Here is a 17,981-nt window from a genome sequence, read left to right on the forward strand (position 1 = left end):
GTAGTCGGAGGCTTTTTCCTATGCAGTTTACCTCTAAAAAACTGATCATTCCCCTCGTCTGCCTGGTCGGGTTGTTAGGCGGCTTTTTCCCATATTATTTCTTGAGTCAGTCTGAACGGCAATTCTTTCTTGCCCAAACAAACGAAACCTTAACGCAGATCTCAGGGGCGGCAAGGCAGCAATTGAAAGGGGTGACGTTCGATGAAATGCTGGAGGCCGCACAGCTGTCAACCCATCCCGCAGATATCCAACTTTCTTATCTCAACACTGCTTTGCAACCACTCGCGGAATCGTTTTCCGAAAACGGCATTTATGTGATGTTTTACGATACAACGCGGGATTGTGTTGTCGCATCTGCGCCTGCAAGCGAAACGAAAAATTCCTGGTTTAAGCGCCTGCCTGCCGATTACCCCAGTCGTATTGTATCGGAAACCAAACATCCTGATTTTCGGTTGGTGGATAATTCGACACGGGGACCTATGTATGTATTGACAAACCCGCTAAACAAAGGAGGGCAATTGTACGGTTTGCTTGTGGTCAGCATCCCTCAGCAGATCATCGACGAGAAGATCAAAGAACGCGAACGCTACTATCTGGTAGTCTCTTCCATTCTGGCAGCACTCGCAGTATCTTTTATAACTCTGGCCTATCTTGTCATCTATTTCCAATTGGGCGGGGCCGCTCAAAATCGATTTTTACGGTCATGGCCGAAATGGCTCTTCACCGAGCAAAGCGAATTATCCCTGCATCAGTTTGAACAAGCTCATCGCTCCCCTTTCATCCGACCCATGATTGAATCGATCTATTCTTTTCAGAAATGGGTTCTCCATATTTTTCAAGACCTGCCGACAGCCATTCTGGCAATCGACCATGAACGACACATTACATATATCAATCCGGCCTTTGAAAAAATGTCCGGATACACACTTCAAGAACTAAAAGACATGTCGCCTGAACAACTCAGTCAGCTGTTTCAGCCAGTCGGCAAATCCAACGACCTGCAGAATCTGTTTGAAAGCAAATCGAATAAGGAAATAAAAGGTGAATATCAAATCGATTCGAAAAACGGACAGGCAATCCCTGTTCAATTACAGTCCTATAACCTGGTTGTGCAAAACCGTATCGGAAGAATCGTTCTCTTTATCTTTGACAGCCAGGCACATCATCTCTTGCAGCAACTTCAGGCGCAAAACAGATTACTGTTGGAATCCTTGAACGAAGGAGTTTTGATTCTCGATAAACAAGGGACCATCCGTTATATGAACCATGCGTTTGAATCCATTTTATCCACCAACCGAAACGACTGGCTGGGGCAGTCTATTTTCGAAACCAATATGGAAAAATCGGTTTCCGAACTGCTGCGCCTCATTTTATCAAATCGTTCGGCACGCGCTCATTCGATGCCGGGTAAATTTTTGAACCGGCAGTTGTCTCATTTATCTCTCGATATCATTCCACTCGGCAGCGAATCCTCCAATTCGCAGGGGGCTTTGTTAATCGGTCGGGACTTGACGACCGAATGGCAATGGAGTGAATTGTCCAAACAGGCCGATCTCGTTCATTCTCTTAGCCAAATCGCCGCCTCTATGGCGCATGAAGTACGCAATCCGTTAACAGCGGTAAGCGGGTTTCTGCAACTGATCGCCAGGGATTCTCCGTCCGGGGACAAACTTGAAACCTATGTTCAGGTCATGCTGGAAGAGTTGGAACGAGCTTTGGGAATTATCAGCGAATATTTGAGTATGTCACGAAAGAACCTGAGCGAACGACAGCCCGTCAGTCTGCGGATGATACTCGACGATGTCCGTATACTGATGGAAAGCGAAGCGATTCTAAAAGGGGTAAATCTCCATTTTTATCTGCTTGATCAAACGATAGTTTGTGATATTACAAAAATGAAACAAGTGATGATCAATCTTGTGCGAAACGCTTTAGAAGCAACTCCACGCGGCGGTGTAGTAACCGTTTCAGTTGAAAAATCGCTGCCCGAACATGCGGTGCTGATTCAAGTGTCCGATACGGGGATTGGCATATCGGCAGACGATCTGTCAGAAATTTTCAATCCGTTTTTTACGACCAAAAAGGGTGGAACCGGTTTAGGTTTATCTGTCTGCAAACAGATTGTAGAGGAACATGGGGGAACCTTGGAGGCAACCAGTATCGAGTCGGCAGGCAGCACATTTACGATTCGGATGCCTCTTCCCGATACCACGGATTTAGGTGAACCAATACTTCTTCCACATCTGGATTCTCCTGTTTAATACGGTCCCGGATTGCACTTGCCACATCATGGCCTTCCTGGACCGTAATCGTCCCTGGCACGGCCACTCGGACATCAACCAAGATGTAGTGGCCATGTGCCCGTGCACGCAGCCGGTCAAGTCTTTTCACATACGGAACAGATAAAATGGTACGGGCAAACGACTCCACTTTGTCCGGTTCCACCGTTCTTTCCATCAACACTTCGACCGCTTCTTTTCCGGTCTCATAAGCCAGTTTGAAAATTAACAACGCCACTATAAAAGCGGCCACTGAGTCTGCGTAGTACAAGGAAGGCATTTGCAGCCAGTTGCCTGCAAGCGCAATCCCGATTCCTGCAAATGCAAAAACAGACGCAATCACATCTGCCTTATGGTCTACCGCCGTTGCTACCAATCCTGCTGAATTATATTTTTTCCCCAGCCGCATCGTATAGGAATATAACACCTGTTTGAGTATCCATGAAAATACGGCTGCCGCAAACGCGATCCAATGCGGCGCATGCGGCGTTTCGAAGAAAGCCTTAACGGACCCCACCGCAATTTCCAAAGCCGCAACCGCCAGGATGCCCGCCACGATTCCCGAAGCAACCACCTCAGCCTTACCGTGTCCATAAGGATGTTCCTCATCAGCCGGTTGATTGGAAATTCGCATGGCAAAGAGAACCGCGACCGAAGCCAACACATCCGCAGCAGAATGAAAACCGTCCGCGATCAACGCATTGCTGAGAAACCAATATCCAACCGCCAGCTTCATTATGGTTAACATCACGTTGGAAACAACAGAAATCCAAGCGGCTTGTTTACCTGCTCTCTCGCGCTGGTTCAATCCGGCACCTCCTCATCACTCACTCATTATATCCTGTATTTCTGTCTGTTCATGCACCATTTCCCAAACATTTCAACTGTCTATCAAAAAGCAGTGAATTCTAGCAATCCCGGGTATAAATTAAAAGATTGTTGCCTAGACTATAGAAAAGCGGTAAAAGGAGGAAAAACCGGATGAAAACAATCGGGCAATTTATCCAAAATAATCATGTGGATCTGCGAGCCTATTTACACTATTTATTCACATTGTCAGGAACGCGTCAAACTAAATGATAAACCGTTCCAGATCCACGGCAGTTCCCTCGATTTCTGTTCTATGATAATCTAAAATCAAGGGGGATGCGATATGGTAATAAAAGTATTTGCCACATTCCGGCAAATTGTAAAGGGCAAGCAGGTTTCCGTTGAATTTAAGGATGGGCAAACGATCGGCCAGTTATTGCAAAGTCTAATCGAGCAGTTTCCAGCTTTTCAAAATGAGTTGTTCGATGAAGAAAACCAGTTGCATCAACATGTTCATGTATTTATAAACGGAAAAAACATTATTCACGGACAGGGTCTCGATACCATATTGTCGGAAACCGATGAAGTGGCTCTAATCCCTCCCGTTGGAGGCGGTTAATTGATGCGGTTGGAATTTCGGGGATCTTATCAGTATGTGTACAAACAATTTCTGCTGGAAATGGGCGGGAGAGAGGTGGATGACGCTCACTTGTCTGAAGATGTTGTGATCGCGGGAGAGGGGTGGACGGCTCACTTATCGCCGGAAGATTGGGTGGAAATCACGAAAGTCATCCGTATCCCAAGGACATTCATCACGTTTTCAGGAGATCCGGAAAAAGTGGACCGACTGATTGCCCAATTTCGTCTAAAAGCGCTGCGCGGCGGAGGATAAACAGGTCGCATAGAAAAAAGCGGAAGACCGAGTATGACCGGTCCACCGCTTTTTTCACCTGTTACGAAATAATTTGCAGTTCGCGAAGTTTGGCTTCCGGCACTTTGCCGTTTTCCCAATTGCGAACCTGATAGTATTCTTTCAGCATTTCATCCAGTTTTACAACCTCACCCGCACTGCCTCCTGTTCCTCCTTCTGTCAGGAAGCGCTTCGGCAGGGTGTCCGCTTCCCCGTCAAATCCAGCCAGATTGTTGAAATAACGTTCCAAGTTGTAAATTCGCTCGCCAATTGTCAATACATCTTCCGGTGTAAGTTCGATCCCAACAACAGACGAGTACTGTTCCGCATATTCGGGCAAACCTTCTGCGAAAGAAGAGAATTTGCAAATATCGAGCGAATCGGAGAATGCGTGCATGTCTTGGAAAATCTTCAACAAGGCGCCTTTCCCTTCCGGCTTCAGACGATCAGTCGGTTCGGGGATACCCATAATTTCACTGGCCACTGTGTACCCGCGCAGGTGGCAAGCCCCCCGGTTGCTGGTTGCATATGCAAGACCCATTCCCTGAATCCCACGCGGGTCGTAAGCCGGGATGGATTGCCCTTTAACCGCCATCGCCAGATCCTTATCTCCGAATGCGGCAGCAGCACGGGCTCCACCTTCGGCAAGAATGTTGCCTACGCCTTCCCGTTTTGCAGTCTTCTCAATCCAATCGATCATGACGTCCACGTCGCCCCAATCGATACGGTCCTTAGACAATCCTTTTTCGTAAGCTTCCATGGCAACTGACAGCGTGTTCCCCATTTCGATGGTATCCATGCCATATTCATTGCATTGGTCAAGCATGTAAGCAATCGCTTCTTTATTGTTGTGACCGCAATTCGCGCCAAGCGCCCAGGCGGTTTCATACTCATAACTTTCCACTCGGGTTTTGTATTTTCCATCCGGCACTTCGACAAGTTTTTTGCAGGCAACCGGACAGGCATGACAGGTCGGTTCTTCTACCAGAATCGTATCCCGGATCGTTTCACCGCTAATTTCGTCAGCCCCCTCCCAATGCGAAACTTGTGAGTTTTTGCCTGGCAATGCGCCGACCGTATTGGTTACGTTCATCAGAACGTTGGTTCCATACAGGGACAGACCTCCCTTGTTGGGGGCCGTAACAGGAGAATCCATCAGCGTTTTCAAGGCGTTTCTGACAGCCGTTTTGTATTTTTCTTCGTCTGCCGGTTTCGGCATGTTCGATTTAGCTTTTACCACGATTGCTTTTAGATTCTTGGCGCCCATTACCGCACCGGTGCCTCCGCGTCCGGCAGAACGGTCGTTTTCGTTGAGAATGGCCGCAAACTTTACCAATTTCTCCCCCGCAACGCCAATCGCCATGACCGCCAAATCTTCTGCTCCATAACGGTCCTGCAGCACTTTAATTGTCGCCCGCGTAGACTTGCCCCACAGATCGGACGCGTCACGCAGTTCTACATTCCCATCCTCTACATACAGGTAGACCGGTTTATTGCTTTTGCCTTTAAAAATGAGTCCGTCCAGATTTGCCCACTTCAATCTGGCAGCCGTCCATCCCCCCATATGTGAATCGGTAACAGTGCCAGTCAGAGGCGACTTTGTGACAACAGCCAACCGGCCGCTCATATTGATACGAGTTCCGGTCAGCGGACCCGTCATGACGCAAAGCAGGTTATCTGGGGAAAGGGGATCAACTTGTGCACCATTGTCAAGCACATATTTAACACCCAATCCGCGTCCACCTACATATTTCCTGGCATTTTCCTCACCGATCGGACGGTAGTCAATATTTCCGTCGGTTAAATTGACCCAGGCAATTCGATCACGGTATCCACCCAATTTCATTCTTTTTCCCCTCCTAATAGACAAATTTTTCAGAATCAATGCTACTCTTATTATACTATATGAACGTTTCAAATTCCTTCTAGTAATGTATGCCTATATAAGTTAAGTTATGAAGCTCTTAATTTGGCACGGTCATTCGGTAAGAAACTGCCAATCCCCCAAGCTGCAATCGGAAGAATTGCTAGAAAGCGGAGAGCCGATGTTATTCCGAAGCTGTCTGCCAAATGGCCGAATACAGAAGCTCCAATCCCCCCGGCCCCTAATCCCAATCCAATCATCAGTCCGGAAATCATGCCTACTTTACCCGGCACAAGTTCCTGCGCATATACAACCGTGACTGCAAAACTGCACAAGCCGAAAAATCCGCAGAAAAAAATATTAATGAATGCCCAAACGCCTGATAGATAGGGAATCAGCAGAATAAACGGCAGCGACAGTACAAGTGAGTATACCAACACCTGTTTTTTTCCGAAACGATCGGCCAACGCGCCGCCAAAATAGGTGCCTACCGCACCCGCCATCAAAAACACGAACAAAACCATTTCGGACAACGTGACTGATGCTTTGTTGACATCGACAAAGTATACCGGAAGAAAGCTGGCAATCCCGCTTTGTAAAGCGGAACGGATCAGGACGATCGCCACCAAAAGAAGTAACGGCCCGTAGCGGAAGGTAACCGTTTCGGCCGCCGCTTGCTTTTTGACCGATGTGCGATCTTTATACCAGACAGAGACCGCCCAAAGAGTCACAGCCGACAAAGCGGCAGGAACTACCAACCAAAAAGAACCGTGCATCCCTAGCGGAATCAGCAAAGCGGCCACAAACAGCGGCCCGCTTGCCTGCCCGGCATTGCCGCCCATCTGAAAAATCGACTGTGCTGTGTTTTTTTTAGGTCCTGCAGCAAGATGGGCTACTCTTGACGCCTCCGGGTGAAACGTAGCAGACGCCAGTCCGATCAACGCCACCATCCAAAGAACCTGGGCATAACTGCTGGCCAGCCCCATTCCTACGAAACCTGCCCCGGCTATCACGGCAGCCAGCGGCAACAACCACGGATATGGTTTTTTGTCAGTGGCAAACCCAATGGCCGGCTGAAAAACGGAAGATATGGCAGTCGTCACCAGAACGACTATCCCCAACTGTGTATAGCTCAGATCGAACGCATTTTTTAAAACCGGCAGCATGGACTGCACCAAAGATGTCAACAAGTCTTGCAAAAAATGCGCCGCACAGATAAAGTATAAAATCCGGTAATGCGTTTTACTCCCCTGTCCTTGTAAAACCGTCTCCTTCCCTCTGATAACCGTCTGCATTTCTTATGCCTCCCAGTAACGGAACTCCTTATCACAAAGCACGCGGGGACAGAATGACCCCGTCTTCATCCGCATACACAAAATGGCCCGGCGTCCATTTGACACCGCCAAACTCAAGCACAACGTCCCGTTTACCCTTGCCTTCTTTCTTACTTTTTAGCGGATTGCTGCCAATTGCCAACACACCGATTTTTTGCAGGGCAAGATCGGCTACGTCACGCGCACACCCGTTAATAATCACACCCGCCAAACCGCGTGATTCGGCGATTGCACCCAAAACGTCTCCCAGCAGGGCGCACCGTTTCGACCCGCCGCCGTCAACTACCAGTACAGTTCCTGCCGGAAGCGTTTCCAATGCTTGTCGAACCAGTACGTTGTCCTCATACACTTGAAGCGTCGCAATCGGACCTGAAAAACGGCGGTTGCCTCCATAGGATTGAAACCCAATCTCGCACACCTGCAGTTCTTCCGAAAACTCATCGCACAGATCAGCCGTTTTGAAACTCATATTTTTTTATACTCCCCCACTTTAATTTTGTAGTTAGTGTAACACGCTTTATGAAAACAAACGAGTCCCTAAACGGGACCCGTTCTCTGTTCCTCTGCCTTTATCCTTTCGGGCGAAATGCAAGTGCCCCCAACAATCCGAATATGATAGCAGCTGAAATACCAGCGCTTGTCACTTCAAAAATCCCTGTTATCACCCCGATGATTCCATCATGTTCCGCCTCTGCCATCGCTCCGTGCACCAAAGCGTTGCCAAAACTTGTGATCGGCACCGAAGCACCTGCGCCGGCAAATTTAATCATCGGATCATACAGGCCGAATCCATCCAGCACGGCACCTACCACGACGAGCGTTGACATGGCATGCGCCGGAGTCAGCTTCATTACATCGAGCAAAAATTGGCCAATTATACAGATCGCGCCTCCCACCAAAAATGCCCACAAATACGTCATCCTGATCCTCCTTAAGCTCATTCCGTTTCGATTGAAACCGCATGGGCGATACAAGGAATGCTTTCTCCCTGCTGATAGGACAGCGGAGAGAGCAATGCGCCGGTAGCTACCACCAGAATTTTTTTCCAGGTGCCTTCCTTCATCTTCCGCAGTAAATGTCCGTATGTAACAGCAGCCGAACAGCCGCATCCACTGGCTCCCGACCATACGTCAGGGTTGTCGCCGTACAGGATGATGCCGCAGTCCTGATAACGGTCAAGCGGAATCTCGATTTGATGTTTGGGCAGCAATTCGGAAAGGATCGAATGACCCACTCGCCCCAAATCGCCCGTCACCACCAAATCATAATAATCGTAGGGCAACTGGCGATCACGAAAATGGGCTTCGATTGTATTCAGGGCAGCAGGCGCCATAGCGCCTCCCATGTTGAACGGATCCTTCAATCCCATATCCACTACGCGTCCGATTGTGGCAGACGTAACACGCAGCCCTTCCCCGTTTGCGGAGACAACCGCCGCCCCTGATGCTGTCGCCGTCCACTGGGCAGTCGGCGGTTTTTGCGAACCGTATTCGGTTGGATACCGATACTGTTTTTCAGCGGACGCGTTGTGGCTGCATGTAGCGGCCAGCACATATTCGGCCGACTGGCTGTCTACCATCAATGCAGCCAGAGCCAAACCTTCCATGGATGTGGAACACGCGCCGAACAAGCCGAGAAACGGGATTGTCAAGGTCCGTGCACCGAAACTGGAAGAAACAATCTGGTTCATTAAATCGCCGCTCAGAAAGAAGTTAATGGTTTCTTTTGTGAGACCCGCTTTTTCGATCGCCTTGTCACACGCTTCTTCCAGCAGCGTGCGTTCCGCCTTTTCCCAGCTGTCCTGACCTATCATCAAATCGCTGTGCAGCGTGTCAAAATCTTCCGCGATCGGGCCCTTCGCTTCAAACGGACCACCGATGGCGGATGCCGAACGAATCACTGGTTTACTGGCAAACACCCAGGTTTGATGACCTTTCAGCATGGCTATCCCCCCATTTTTATCAGCGTTTTGATGATCCCAATCACAAAGGCTGCCACCGAACCAAATACAATGACCGATCCTGCCAATTTGAACATATTGCCGCCAATCCCCAACACCATCCCTTCGCTGCGATGTTCAATCGCCGCAGAAACGATAGAATTGGCAAATCCGGTCACCGGGACTGCCGTTCCCGCTCCCGCCCATTGGGCAATCCGGTCATATATGCCAAGCCCCGTTAAAATAACGGACAGAAGGATTAGCACAGCGACCATCGGATTGCTTGCTGTTTTCTGCGTGAAATGAAAATATCGGATAAAAAAATCCTGAATGGCTTGTCCGATCAAACAAATCAGCCCCCCTACAAGAAAAGCTGCCGTAAAATTACGCAGCAGCGGGCGGGGCGGCTCATGACGTTTTGCGACAGCCTGATATTTTTGCTGGACAGGCGTCAATTTCTTTTTCTTCTGGTTAGCCACTTGCGTCTCCTCCTGTATCGGATTATCGCGTCATCAATGGGGTCAACTGCTCAATCATTTCCTGCATCCGTTTGGCGTCTCGCTCAAACGTCTGTTTGACGGTCTGATCTTGCGCAGCTAACGCGTACAGTTCCAAGTCTGCCTGGCATTTCTTCAACACCGCATGAACCTGTTTCAAAATTTGCGGCTGCGGAACCTGAATTTTATCATCATACAAGTCCACGTAGAGTTGACCGTTGCCATCTACCTGTCCCAAAAACACATTTTCCAGGGCAACCCCCGTTTTTTCCAGTTCCGTCTTTAACCACTGCCGGTTGAACCCGATCGTTGCAAGCGGTTCATCCATAATTTCACCGTCCAGAATAACCGTTTGCGGCTCTTTTACCGGCGCCACCTGCTGTCCCATATGTTTCGGGGTGATCGGCTGGTTATCCGATTTAAGCAATGCACTGACGGAACCGTTCGCTTCTAATACAGCAAACTCCACATCGGCCGCCTGAAACGCATTTTTCATACGGAGATGCTGCATCAGTTCCTCAACGGACATCCTCTCTTTCCTAAGATTATCCTCCATAATTTTGCCGTTTTTAATCAGTACTGTAGAGCGGCCCCCAATCAAATCCCGCAGCCATTTGCTCTTCAGCGCCAACCATGCCAAAAGAATCGGCACCAGTCCGTAAATCGTCATTGCCAATAAGCCATATATGATAGGACCATCCAGATCGGTTGCAATGACAGCCGCGATAGAACCGATTGTAATCCCGACCGTATATTCAAAAAACGTCATCTGTGACAGTTGCCGTTTACCGATCAACCTGGTCAAAAAAAGCAGATAGGCAAGCGACACAACGGACCGAATCAGAATATTCAACCATTCAGGCATAAACAGATCCTCCTCAAAGGGGTGGGAGAGGGATCTCCTCTCCCCTTTTACACCGGAATTAGAAACCTTTAAATTGCGGCTCCTCTTTCTCCAGTTGCGTTACCCGTTGTTCCAGCGTATCAACAACCGACTGAGTAGTTTGGGCAGCCTGCGAAAACACCTGTTTCGCCTGTTTGTTTTGAGTGTTTAACGCAAACGATTCCAGATTGGCTTGTGCGCTTTTCAAAGACGCCAGCGTGGTTTTCACCTGTGTAGCAATCGTCATCTCCATCACCCCCTCACGTCCTTTAGATTCAGCAAAAAACAAAAGGATATGCGCTGCATTGCGCGCGAAAAAAAATAAAAAACAGGCATGAAACTGCTGCCTGTTGGATATGCTCCGGCCCTTCACCGGCCCATCACTTTACTTACTCCCTACTTTTTCAAAAACTCTTTGAGTCGGATCTTCTCTCCTTGTTCGTTCCTTCGGCTCCAACCCAAATACTGATTCTCGACATGGCCATCCGGTGTCATTTCGACGATCGCCGAAAAGGGAAAGGAATCGCCGAATCGAAACCGCAGATCGGTCAGCTTCAGGCGGATTTTGCCATCCGTTTCTTCCACCTGACGGTATACCGACTGTGCAAAATACAGAAATGCGTCCGCCACTTCACTTTTCATATTCAACGGATAGTCAAGACCATCCACCAATTTCTGCAACGTCATCTCTTTCACAAAGGAGCCATTTTGGATTTTGCCGAGCAAAAACTGCTCTTCTGTCTCCACAATCACCTGCCAGCCCCAAAAACGAAATGTCGGGATTACCCGAACAAACGGTGTTCCACCCGGTGCCATCTGGTTAGCCACCATACGAACCAGCCGCCGGTGATACACGGCGCGAATCAGGATATAAACCAATGTAACGCCGTCAATCCAACCAAACATCGGACCTGGTGAAAATATGCCAAACGCCCACAGTAAAATACCTGCCAGTTGCGTGATAAAGATAAACGGATCCAGGATCATCAAAATATCTTTCGACAGCCATTTCTCCGAAAAGGGACGTAACGCCTGAGTACCATATGTATTTAATACATCAAGCCCGACATGGATGCAGACGGCAATCAGACACCATAGCCAGAGTAACCATCCATCAATCCCTGTAAAAAAAGGGAGCATGCAAAATGTAATCACCGTCGGCCAAATCAGTAAGGCCGGTATGGAATGCGTAATACCGCGATGATTTTTCAGATAGGCAGCCTGCCCTTTCCACTTGTACACATAATCAAAATCAGGCGCTTCCGATGCGATCACAGTGCCAATTGTAATCGCCGTCCCGAGTACAGGATTCGTTGCTACTAATGGTGAAAGATGAGCCAATCCCCCCAGTCCCACACCGATGAGAAAATGACTGGCTGTATCCATATCGAACCTCCAGTTTGAAAGTGTATGACCAGTATAGGAAACCGACCAGGCCACGTCAAGAAATCGCCTTTTGTCTGTAATCGGGATCACCCGTTACCATTTGACAGGAAGAAAACGGAGAGCCCATAATAGGTAAGTGCGCATGAATATCCGCTTTTTGCACAATAAATGAACTGTAAGGGGGGGCGGCAATTTTGCAAAAAAGACGTTTGGGAAACAGCGGATTGGAAGTCTCTGCTCTGGGGCTTGGGTGTATGGGAATGTCCGATTTTTACAGCAATCGGGATGATCAGGAGTCAATTGCGACCATCCACCGTTCGATTGAACTGGGCGTAACGTTCTTGGATACGGCCGATATGTACGGTGTAGGCAAAAACGAAGAGTTGTTGCGGGAAGCATTAAAAGGCCGCAGACAGGAAGTCATCTTAGCCACCAAGTTTGGCAACGTACGGGGAGAGGACGGATCTTTTCTCGGAGTAAACGGGCGGCCCGAATATGTAAAACAGGCGTGCGAGGCCAGTTTGCGTCGATTGGGCACTGACTATATCGACCTGTATTACCAGCATCGTGTCGATCCAAACACCCCGATTGAAGAGACGGTCGGCGCCATGGCGGATCTGGTGCGGGAAGGAAAAGTTCGCTACATAGGCCTTTCGGAAGCAGCCCCTGCTACCATTCGGAGGGCACACAAAGTTCACCCGATCACCGCGCTGCAAACCGAATATTCGCTTTGGAGCCGGGATGTAGAAGACGAAATCCTGCCCACCATACGTGAGTTAGGCATCGGATTTGTGGCATACAGTCCGCTCGGCCGAGGTTTCCTGACCGGTCAGTTCAAAAAATTTGAAGACTTGCCGGAAGATGATTACCGTCGTTTTTCGCCGCGCTTCCAAGGTGAAAACTTCCAGAAAAACCTTGACGTGGTTAAAAAGATTGAAGAAATTGCGAATGAAAAAGGTTGTAAACCTTCGCAGGTGGCATTAGCATGGCTGTTGGCGCAAGGCGACGATATTGTTCCCATTCCCGGCACCAAGCGACGTGCCTATTTGGAAGAAAACGTGGCGGCATTAGATGTAAACTTGACAGCCGATGATCTGAACCGGATCAATGAGTTGTTGCCGCAAGGGGTCGCTGTCGGCGAGCGTTATCCGGAACACACGATGAAGAGTGTCAACCTCTAAACAGGATTAAAAACCCGTTTCGCATGGAGGAGCTGGTTTCAACCGTTCTTCCATGGAAACGGGTTTTGGTTATTGGGTAAGCAACCAGATTTTTTCACGGTTTATACAAGTACTTTCTGCAGAAAATTCAGCGTCTGCACAAATGCATCGCGCGCCGCCTCCACCTGATAGGAAGCACGGGTATCGTTAAAGAATGCATGATGCGCCTTCGGGTAGATCTTATATTCGAACGATTTGCCAGCCGCTTTCATTTGCTCGGCGAAACCGGGTACGGCATCTGTAATCCGAGCATCCAGTTCCCCATACAAACCGAGTACCGGGCAGTTGATATTTTGGATCAGTTCCTGCTTGGGAGCCGTTCCATAGAATATGATGGCTCCGCGCAATTGAGGATCTTGCGTGGCCAAATAAGCGGACATGGCGCCTCCCATGCAAAAGCCCATCGAAGCGATGCCTTGCTCTTTCGTGATTTCATGCTGATTTCGCAGAAAATCGGTTGTGGCAATCAATTGCTTCGTATAATTGTCAGGAGACAATTGGCTGAACATGGCAGCAAACGTTTCGCTGATCCGAGTCTTCGAATCTTCCGGTCGTTTTGCCAGTTCCTCTTCACGTTGCGCCGGATCGTTCCATACAGTCGGCGGCACGCTCTCCAAAAATTGAAGCACTTCCGCAATCCGTTCGTCCGTCATATTTCCCGGACGTTTTCCGTACCGCGCGTACAAATCGGGAGCAAAAGCCAGGTACCCCGCGTTTGCAATCCGGTTCGTGACGTCTTGAATATGTGCGTCAACACCCCAAATTTCCTGGAATACAAGCACAGCAGGCAGTTGGCCGTTTACCTGCTTAGGTTGAGCCAAATAACCCATAAACTCTCTATCTGTTCCGTACGACACCCACTCTGTATGCAGATTGATTTTAACCCCTCCCTCTTTACGGTCATGGTACCGTAACACAGCTTTAGTTTGGCTGTTCTGTAGGACGCACCATAATTTCATTCACGTTCACATGTTGCGGTTGGCTGACCGCGTAAACGATCGCATTTGCGATATCCTCCGAAGTTAATGGAGTTAAACTCCGCTTGGCAACCGACTGCTGAACATCCGGATCGGTGATGTGATGAGTCAATTCTGTCTGCACGATACCTGGTGAAATAATCGTGACGCGAATGCCCGACTGAGGCGACAGTTCCATGCGCAGCCCTTCCGAAATTGCCCGAACGGCAAATTTGGTACCGCAATACACAGACGCGGCCGGAATCACCCGGTGACCGGCAATCGATGCCACATTGACAATATGACCGTTTTTTTGCTCTTTCATGATGGGAATCACAGCTGCCGCTCCATACAGCACACCTTTGATGTTAACGTCGATCATGCGGTCCCACTCTTCCACATGCAGCTTATCCAGGAAAGAAAGCAGCATAACACCCGCGTTGTTGATGAGGATATCGACTTTTCCGTATGTATCCTTCGTGGTTTTAACTAAATTCTCCACATCGGACCGATTTGACACGTCAGTGGGAACGAGCAGACAATCCCCTTTTATCCGTTCCTTCAGCTGCTGCAAACGGTCTGTGCGACGCGCTGCCAATACGACTTTGGCACCCGCCTCCGCCAATGCAATTGCTGTTGCCTCACCAATTCCGCTGCTCGCACCTGTTACAATCGCTACTTTGTCTTTTAAATGATTCACCATACACACTCCTTTTCTCTTCAGTCGGTTACACGCAAAATGATTTTCCCAACATTTGCATTAGACTCCATGTAGGCGTGCGCTTTGGCCGCGTCTTTCCAGTCGTATACCGAATCGATGATCGGCTGCAGACGCCCGTCTGCAAAACGCTGCCAAGCAAAATCACTAAATTCCTTTGTCAACCGGATTTTGTCCTGTACACTGCGAGAGCGCAAGGCGGTTCCAATAATCTGCAGACGGCGTGCCAGAATATAGCCCAGGTTCAGATCGTTTACATTTGAACCGCCCATCGTCCCGATAATAACCAATCGCCCGTCCACCGCAAGTGAAGCCAGATTGTCGGCGAAATAAGAAGCCCCTACAAAATCAAGAATGATGTTGACACCTTTCCCGTCCGTCTGTTCCTTGACCCAGGGAGCAAAGGAGCCTTCCTTGTAGTTCCAACCGGCCGCCGCTCCCAATTCAAAGCAACGCTGCAATTTCTCCGGTGCACCTGCTGTTACGATTGAAACGGCGCCTGCTTCCCGAATCAGTTGGATCGCTGCCGTACCGACACCGCTTGCTCCCGCATGCACCAGCACTTTCTGTCCTGGTTGCAGCCCGCCCAACCAAAACAGATTCAGATAGGCAGTCAGAAATACTTCCGGAATGGCAGCCCCCTGTTCAAAACTAAACGAATCGGGCAGACGAATCGCCATATCGGCTGGAATCGAAACCAACTCTGCATAACCGCCACCCGGCAGCAATGCGCATACGCGATCTCCTGGCTTCCAACCCGTGACAGCCGCTCCAACAGAAACTACTTCTCCCGCCATCTCCAAGCCCAAAATCTCCGATGCGCCTGGCGGCGGCGGATATAATCCCCTTCGCTGCAGTAGGTCGGCGCGATTCAACGCGGTGGCCCTAACACGCACCAATAAATCTTGCTCACCCATAATGGGGTCCGGATGTTCCCCAATATAAAGCACATCACTGTCGCCGAACCCGTTCATCAGTACCGCTTTCATACCAACACCTCTCTTCAACTCACATTATCTAAGATTTTATAAGATTTTTCGAATTTCTCCCACATCAGGCATTTCCCGAAAATCATGCACCAGAATAGCCCCATGCGCCCCGATGTAAGAGGGTATTGTGCTGATTTCCAAATCATGCGCCAACTCATAATTACGTTCGACTGCCCGCCGCCATGAATCATCCTGCAAGGCCCCATCAAATTCTTTTACTGGCAGGCCTGCCCGTTCAGCTGCCTGCAGGATTGCCTCGCGAGTTGAAATGTCCTTGCTTTCCGCGAAACGAATGGCGAACACCTGCTTGACGAACTCCAACTGTTTCCCAAACTTTCCGGCAATTTCCGTGCCAATATGTGCCCACGTAGTATCCGCTTTTTCCGCAGGGGGATGAAACGGCAGGTTGCGTTCTTCCATCAGCTTCGGCAACGCTTCTTTCGCCGCTCTCCCGTATCCTTCCGGTTTCGGCGGCGGTGGTGTTATGCCTTCTGGCATCTTCCAGCCGATCCATTGGATGTTCACATTCCCGTCTTGATATAACGGTTGCAGAGACACCGTCTCCGTGTAACAAAACGGTCAGTTGAAATCAAAAAACAGCTTCATCTCTTTCATACAAGGCCCCCCAATGTATAATTCATCATTGAATAGAACGCATTTTCTTCCACTAGAGTACACCATTCACTGAAAACCACCAAATACTGGCTGCTTTTTTGAGTATACAATTACATCCCGCTTCCGTCTGTCAGGCAGGTCACAAAAAATACTCCTCCTCACGGAAGAGTCAGACGGCCTTCTTGATATTGATTCGTTGAATACGACGGTCATCTATCTTTTCGATTGTGAAAACATACGGATCTTTCCGTACGGAAACTCCCACTTCCGGCTTGCGGTCCAATACGGAGTACATCCAGCCGCCAATCGTGTCTACTTCTTCATTGTCAATATCCAGGACAAGCAGGGCATTAATCTCCTCAATGAGCACCAATCCATCGACCGAATACCCATCATCTGTCAGGACAATCGGTGGCTGCTGGTCCACATCGAACTCGTCCCGAATATCGCCGACCAATTCCTCCATAATGTCTTCCATTGTGATAAGACCTGCCGTCCCGCCATACTCATCGATCACCACGGCAATCTGTGTGCGGTTTTTCTGCATCTGTTTCAGCACGGCGCTGATTTCCGCCGCTTCCGAAACCGTCACGACTTTCCGTAAAATATCCTGTACTGAAAATTCATGCTGGCGGCTCATATGCAGGTACAGATCTTTTACGTGGACAAAACCGACAATATGATCTTTGTCCCCTTGCGATACCGGATATCGGGTATGCCGATTCTGTTCAATCGTCTGCAGCACGGTTTCATAGGAATCGTCCAAATCAATGACAGTCATATCGACACGAGGAATCATGATTTCACGGGCAATTCGATCTGTAAAATCGAATACGCTGTCAAACAGAAACATTTCCGTGTTATCGATCAATCCGCTGCGATGGCTTTGATTCACCAAAATGCGGATTTCTTCTTCCGTATGCGCCAACTCCCCTTCCTTCGCCGGTTCAATTCCCATCCAACGGAGCAGCGCATTGGCCGTTCCGTTTAATACCCATATCGCCGGATACATCACTTTCCGGAACCAGACCAAAGGTCTTGCCGCACGTAAAACCGTACCTTCCGACCGATGAATGGCCAGCGATTTGGGCGCCAACTCGCCGAGCACAATATGTAAAAACGTAATCACGGCAAATCCGATCACAAATGAGATGGAATGAATGGCAATCTCAGGAACGTGTAAGAAGAGGAGCGGCTTTTCGATGAGACTTGCGACAGCAGGCTCCCCCACCCAGCCCAGTCCAAGCGATGCCAATGTGATCCCCAATTGACAAGCTGACAAATACGCATCCAGATGATCGGTTACCTGCTGCGCCACTTTTGCTTTTCGATTCCCTTCCGTAACCAACTGACTGATTCGACTGGTACGGATTCTCACCATCGCAAATTCAGCAGCAACAAAAAAACCATTCATAAACACAAGAAAGAACACTAAGATCAGATTGAAAACGACCGTTCCCGCATCATTCAATGGAATTGTCCCTGTAAAGGGACACACCCCCTTCTCCGTACATCATGCACACATTCAAAATCGTTCTGTTCTATATCATACAATGTGACAAATAAAGCTGGCTCTGTCAA

General features: G+C 49.0%; 18 protein-coding genes and 1 pseudogene. 4 read left to right on the forward strand and 15 right to left on the reverse strand.

Going from position 1 to position 17,981, the window contains the following annotated elements; translation table 11 throughout:
• Positions 1 to 20 precede the first annotated feature (20 nt).
• Positions 21 to 2,261 carry an ATP-binding protein gene (locus tag skT53_RS11360; protein WP_200756980.1) on the forward strand — a complete coding sequence of 747 codons (2,241 nt, stop codon included), beginning with the start codon at positions 21 to 23 and terminating at the stop codon, positions 2,259 to 2,261.
• On the opposite strand, the gene skT53_RS11365 is transcribed toward skT53_RS11360, so the two are convergent.
• Positions 2,182 to 3,087 (reverse strand): cation diffusion facilitator family transporter, encoded by a 906-nt coding sequence (locus skT53_RS11365; protein WP_200756982.1) that lies wholly within the window; start codon positions 3,085 to 3,087, stop codon positions 2,182 to 2,184. The two genes, skT53_RS11360 and skT53_RS11365, sit on opposite strands and share 80 nt — an antisense overlap.
• 345 nt (positions 3,088 to 3,432) lie before the next feature.
• Between skT53_RS11365 and skT53_RS11370 the strand changes: the two genes are divergently transcribed.
• Both skT53_RS11370 and skT53_RS11375 read left to right on the forward strand, forming a co-directional pair.
• On the forward strand, positions 3,433 to 3,708 hold the full coding sequence (locus tag skT53_RS11370) for a ubiquitin-like small modifier protein 1 (RefSeq protein WP_200756984.1): 276 nt from the start codon (positions 3,433 to 3,435) through the stop codon (positions 3,706 to 3,708).
• Positions 3,709 to 3,711: 3 nt separating this feature from the next.
• Positions 3,712 to 3,981, forward strand: coding sequence for a MoaD-like domain-containing protein (locus skT53_RS11375; protein WP_200756986.1), 270 nt, complete (start codon positions 3,712 to 3,714; stop codon positions 3,979 to 3,981).
• Between the two features lie 61 nt (positions 3,982 to 4,042).
• Here skT53_RS11375 and skT53_RS11380 read toward each other — a convergent pair whose 3' ends face one another.
• The 9 genes from skT53_RS11380 to skT53_RS11420 all read right to left on the reverse strand — a co-directional run bounded on the left by skT53_RS11380 (position 4,043) and on the right by skT53_RS11420 (position 11,902).
• Positions 4,043 to 5,845, reverse strand: coding sequence for an aldehyde ferredoxin oxidoreductase family protein (locus skT53_RS11380; protein WP_200756988.1), 1,803 nt, complete (start codon positions 5,843 to 5,845; stop codon positions 4,043 to 4,045).
• A 107-nt stretch (positions 5,846 to 5,952) separates the two neighbouring features.
• Positions 5,953 to 7,158, reverse strand: a complete 1,206-nt coding sequence (locus skT53_RS11385) for an MFS transporter (protein WP_200756990.1) — start codon at positions 7,156 to 7,158, stop codon at positions 5,953 to 5,955.
• 31 nt (positions 7,159 to 7,189) lie between these two features.
• Entirely contained in the window at positions 7,190 to 7,666 is a 477-nt protein-coding gene (gene rraA / locus skT53_RS11390) for a ribonuclease E activity regulator RraA (protein WP_200756992.1), read from the reverse strand.
• A 100-nt stretch (positions 7,667 to 7,766) separates the two neighbouring features.
• Positions 7,767 to 8,117 carry a stage V sporulation protein AE gene (gene spoVAE, locus skT53_RS11395; RefSeq protein WP_200756994.1) on the reverse strand — a complete coding sequence of 117 codons (351 nt, stop codon included), beginning with the start codon at positions 8,115 to 8,117 and terminating at the stop codon, positions 7,767 to 7,769.
• A 17-nt stretch (positions 8,118 to 8,134) separates the two neighbouring features.
• A complete protein-coding gene (spoVAD, locus tag skT53_RS11400) occupies positions 8,135 to 9,139 on the reverse strand; it encodes a stage V sporulation protein AD (protein ID WP_200756996.1) in 1,005 nt (334 codons plus the stop codon).
• Between the two features lie 2 nt (positions 9,140 to 9,141).
• Positions 9,142 to 9,615, reverse strand: a complete 474-nt coding sequence (spoVAC, locus tag skT53_RS11405) for a stage V sporulation protein AC (RefSeq protein WP_200756998.1) — start codon at positions 9,613 to 9,615, stop codon at positions 9,142 to 9,144.
• 22 nt (positions 9,616 to 9,637) lie between these two features.
• Positions 9,638 to 10,498 (reverse strand): DUF421 domain-containing protein, encoded by an 861-nt coding sequence (locus skT53_RS11410; RefSeq protein WP_200757000.1) that lies wholly within the window; start codon positions 10,496 to 10,498, stop codon positions 9,638 to 9,640.
• 58 nt (positions 10,499 to 10,556) lie between these two features.
• Positions 10,557 to 10,763, reverse strand: coding sequence for a DUF1657 domain-containing protein (locus tag skT53_RS11415; protein ID WP_200757003.1), 207 nt, complete (start codon positions 10,761 to 10,763; stop codon positions 10,557 to 10,559).
• Positions 10,764 to 10,912: 149 nt separating this feature from the next.
• Positions 10,913 to 11,902: a metal-dependent hydrolase gene (locus skT53_RS11420; RefSeq protein ID WP_200757005.1), complete on the reverse strand. Its 990-nt coding sequence runs from the start codon at positions 11,900 to 11,902 to the stop codon at positions 10,913 to 10,915.
• 194 nt (positions 11,903 to 12,096) lie between these two features.
• Here skT53_RS11420 and skT53_RS11425 point away from each other — a divergent pair, with 194 nt between their 5' ends.
• On the forward strand, positions 12,097 to 13,083 hold the full coding sequence (locus tag skT53_RS11425) for an aldo/keto reductase (RefSeq protein ID WP_200757007.1): 987 nt from the start codon (positions 12,097 to 12,099) through the stop codon (positions 13,081 to 13,083).
• Between the two features lie 101 nt (positions 13,084 to 13,184).
• Here skT53_RS11425 and skT53_RS11430 read toward each other — a convergent pair whose 3' ends face one another.
• The 5 genes and pseudogenes from skT53_RS11430 to skT53_RS11450 form a co-directional block, all read right to left on the reverse strand.
• On the reverse strand, positions 13,185 to 14,039 hold the full coding sequence (locus tag skT53_RS11430) for a dienelactone hydrolase family protein (RefSeq protein ID WP_318978447.1): 855 nt from the start codon (positions 14,037 to 14,039) through the stop codon (positions 13,185 to 13,187).
• Positions 14,040 to 14,043: 4 nt separating this feature from the next.
• On the reverse strand, positions 14,044 to 14,778 hold the full coding sequence (locus skT53_RS11435; RefSeq protein ID WP_404828858.1) for an SDR family oxidoreductase: 735 nt from the start codon (positions 14,776 to 14,778) through the stop codon (positions 14,044 to 14,046).
• Positions 14,779 to 14,798: 20 nt separating this feature from the next.
• Positions 14,799 to 15,785, reverse strand: coding sequence for an NAD(P)H-quinone oxidoreductase (locus skT53_RS11440; protein ID WP_200757010.1), 987 nt, complete (start codon positions 15,783 to 15,785; stop codon positions 14,799 to 14,801).
• A gap of 36 nt (positions 15,786 to 15,821) precedes the next feature.
• Positions 15,822 to 16,352 (reverse strand): annotated as a pseudogene (locus skT53_RS11445) (DsbA family oxidoreductase); the annotation flags it as partial.
• Between the two features lie 217 nt (positions 16,353 to 16,569).
• The gene (locus skT53_RS11450; protein WP_200760963.1) at positions 16,570 to 17,871 is read right to left on the reverse strand and encodes a hemolysin family protein; all 1,302 of its coding nucleotides are present in this window, start codon (positions 17,869 to 17,871) and stop codon (positions 16,570 to 16,572) included.
• Positions 17,872 to 17,981: the final 110 nt, after the last annotated feature.

Origin of the sequence: Effusibacillus dendaii (assembly GCF_015097055.1) — a bacterium.
In the GTDB taxonomy this organism is placed as follows: Bacteria; Bacillota; Bacilli; order Tumebacillales; family Effusibacillaceae; genus Effusibacillus; species Effusibacillus dendaii.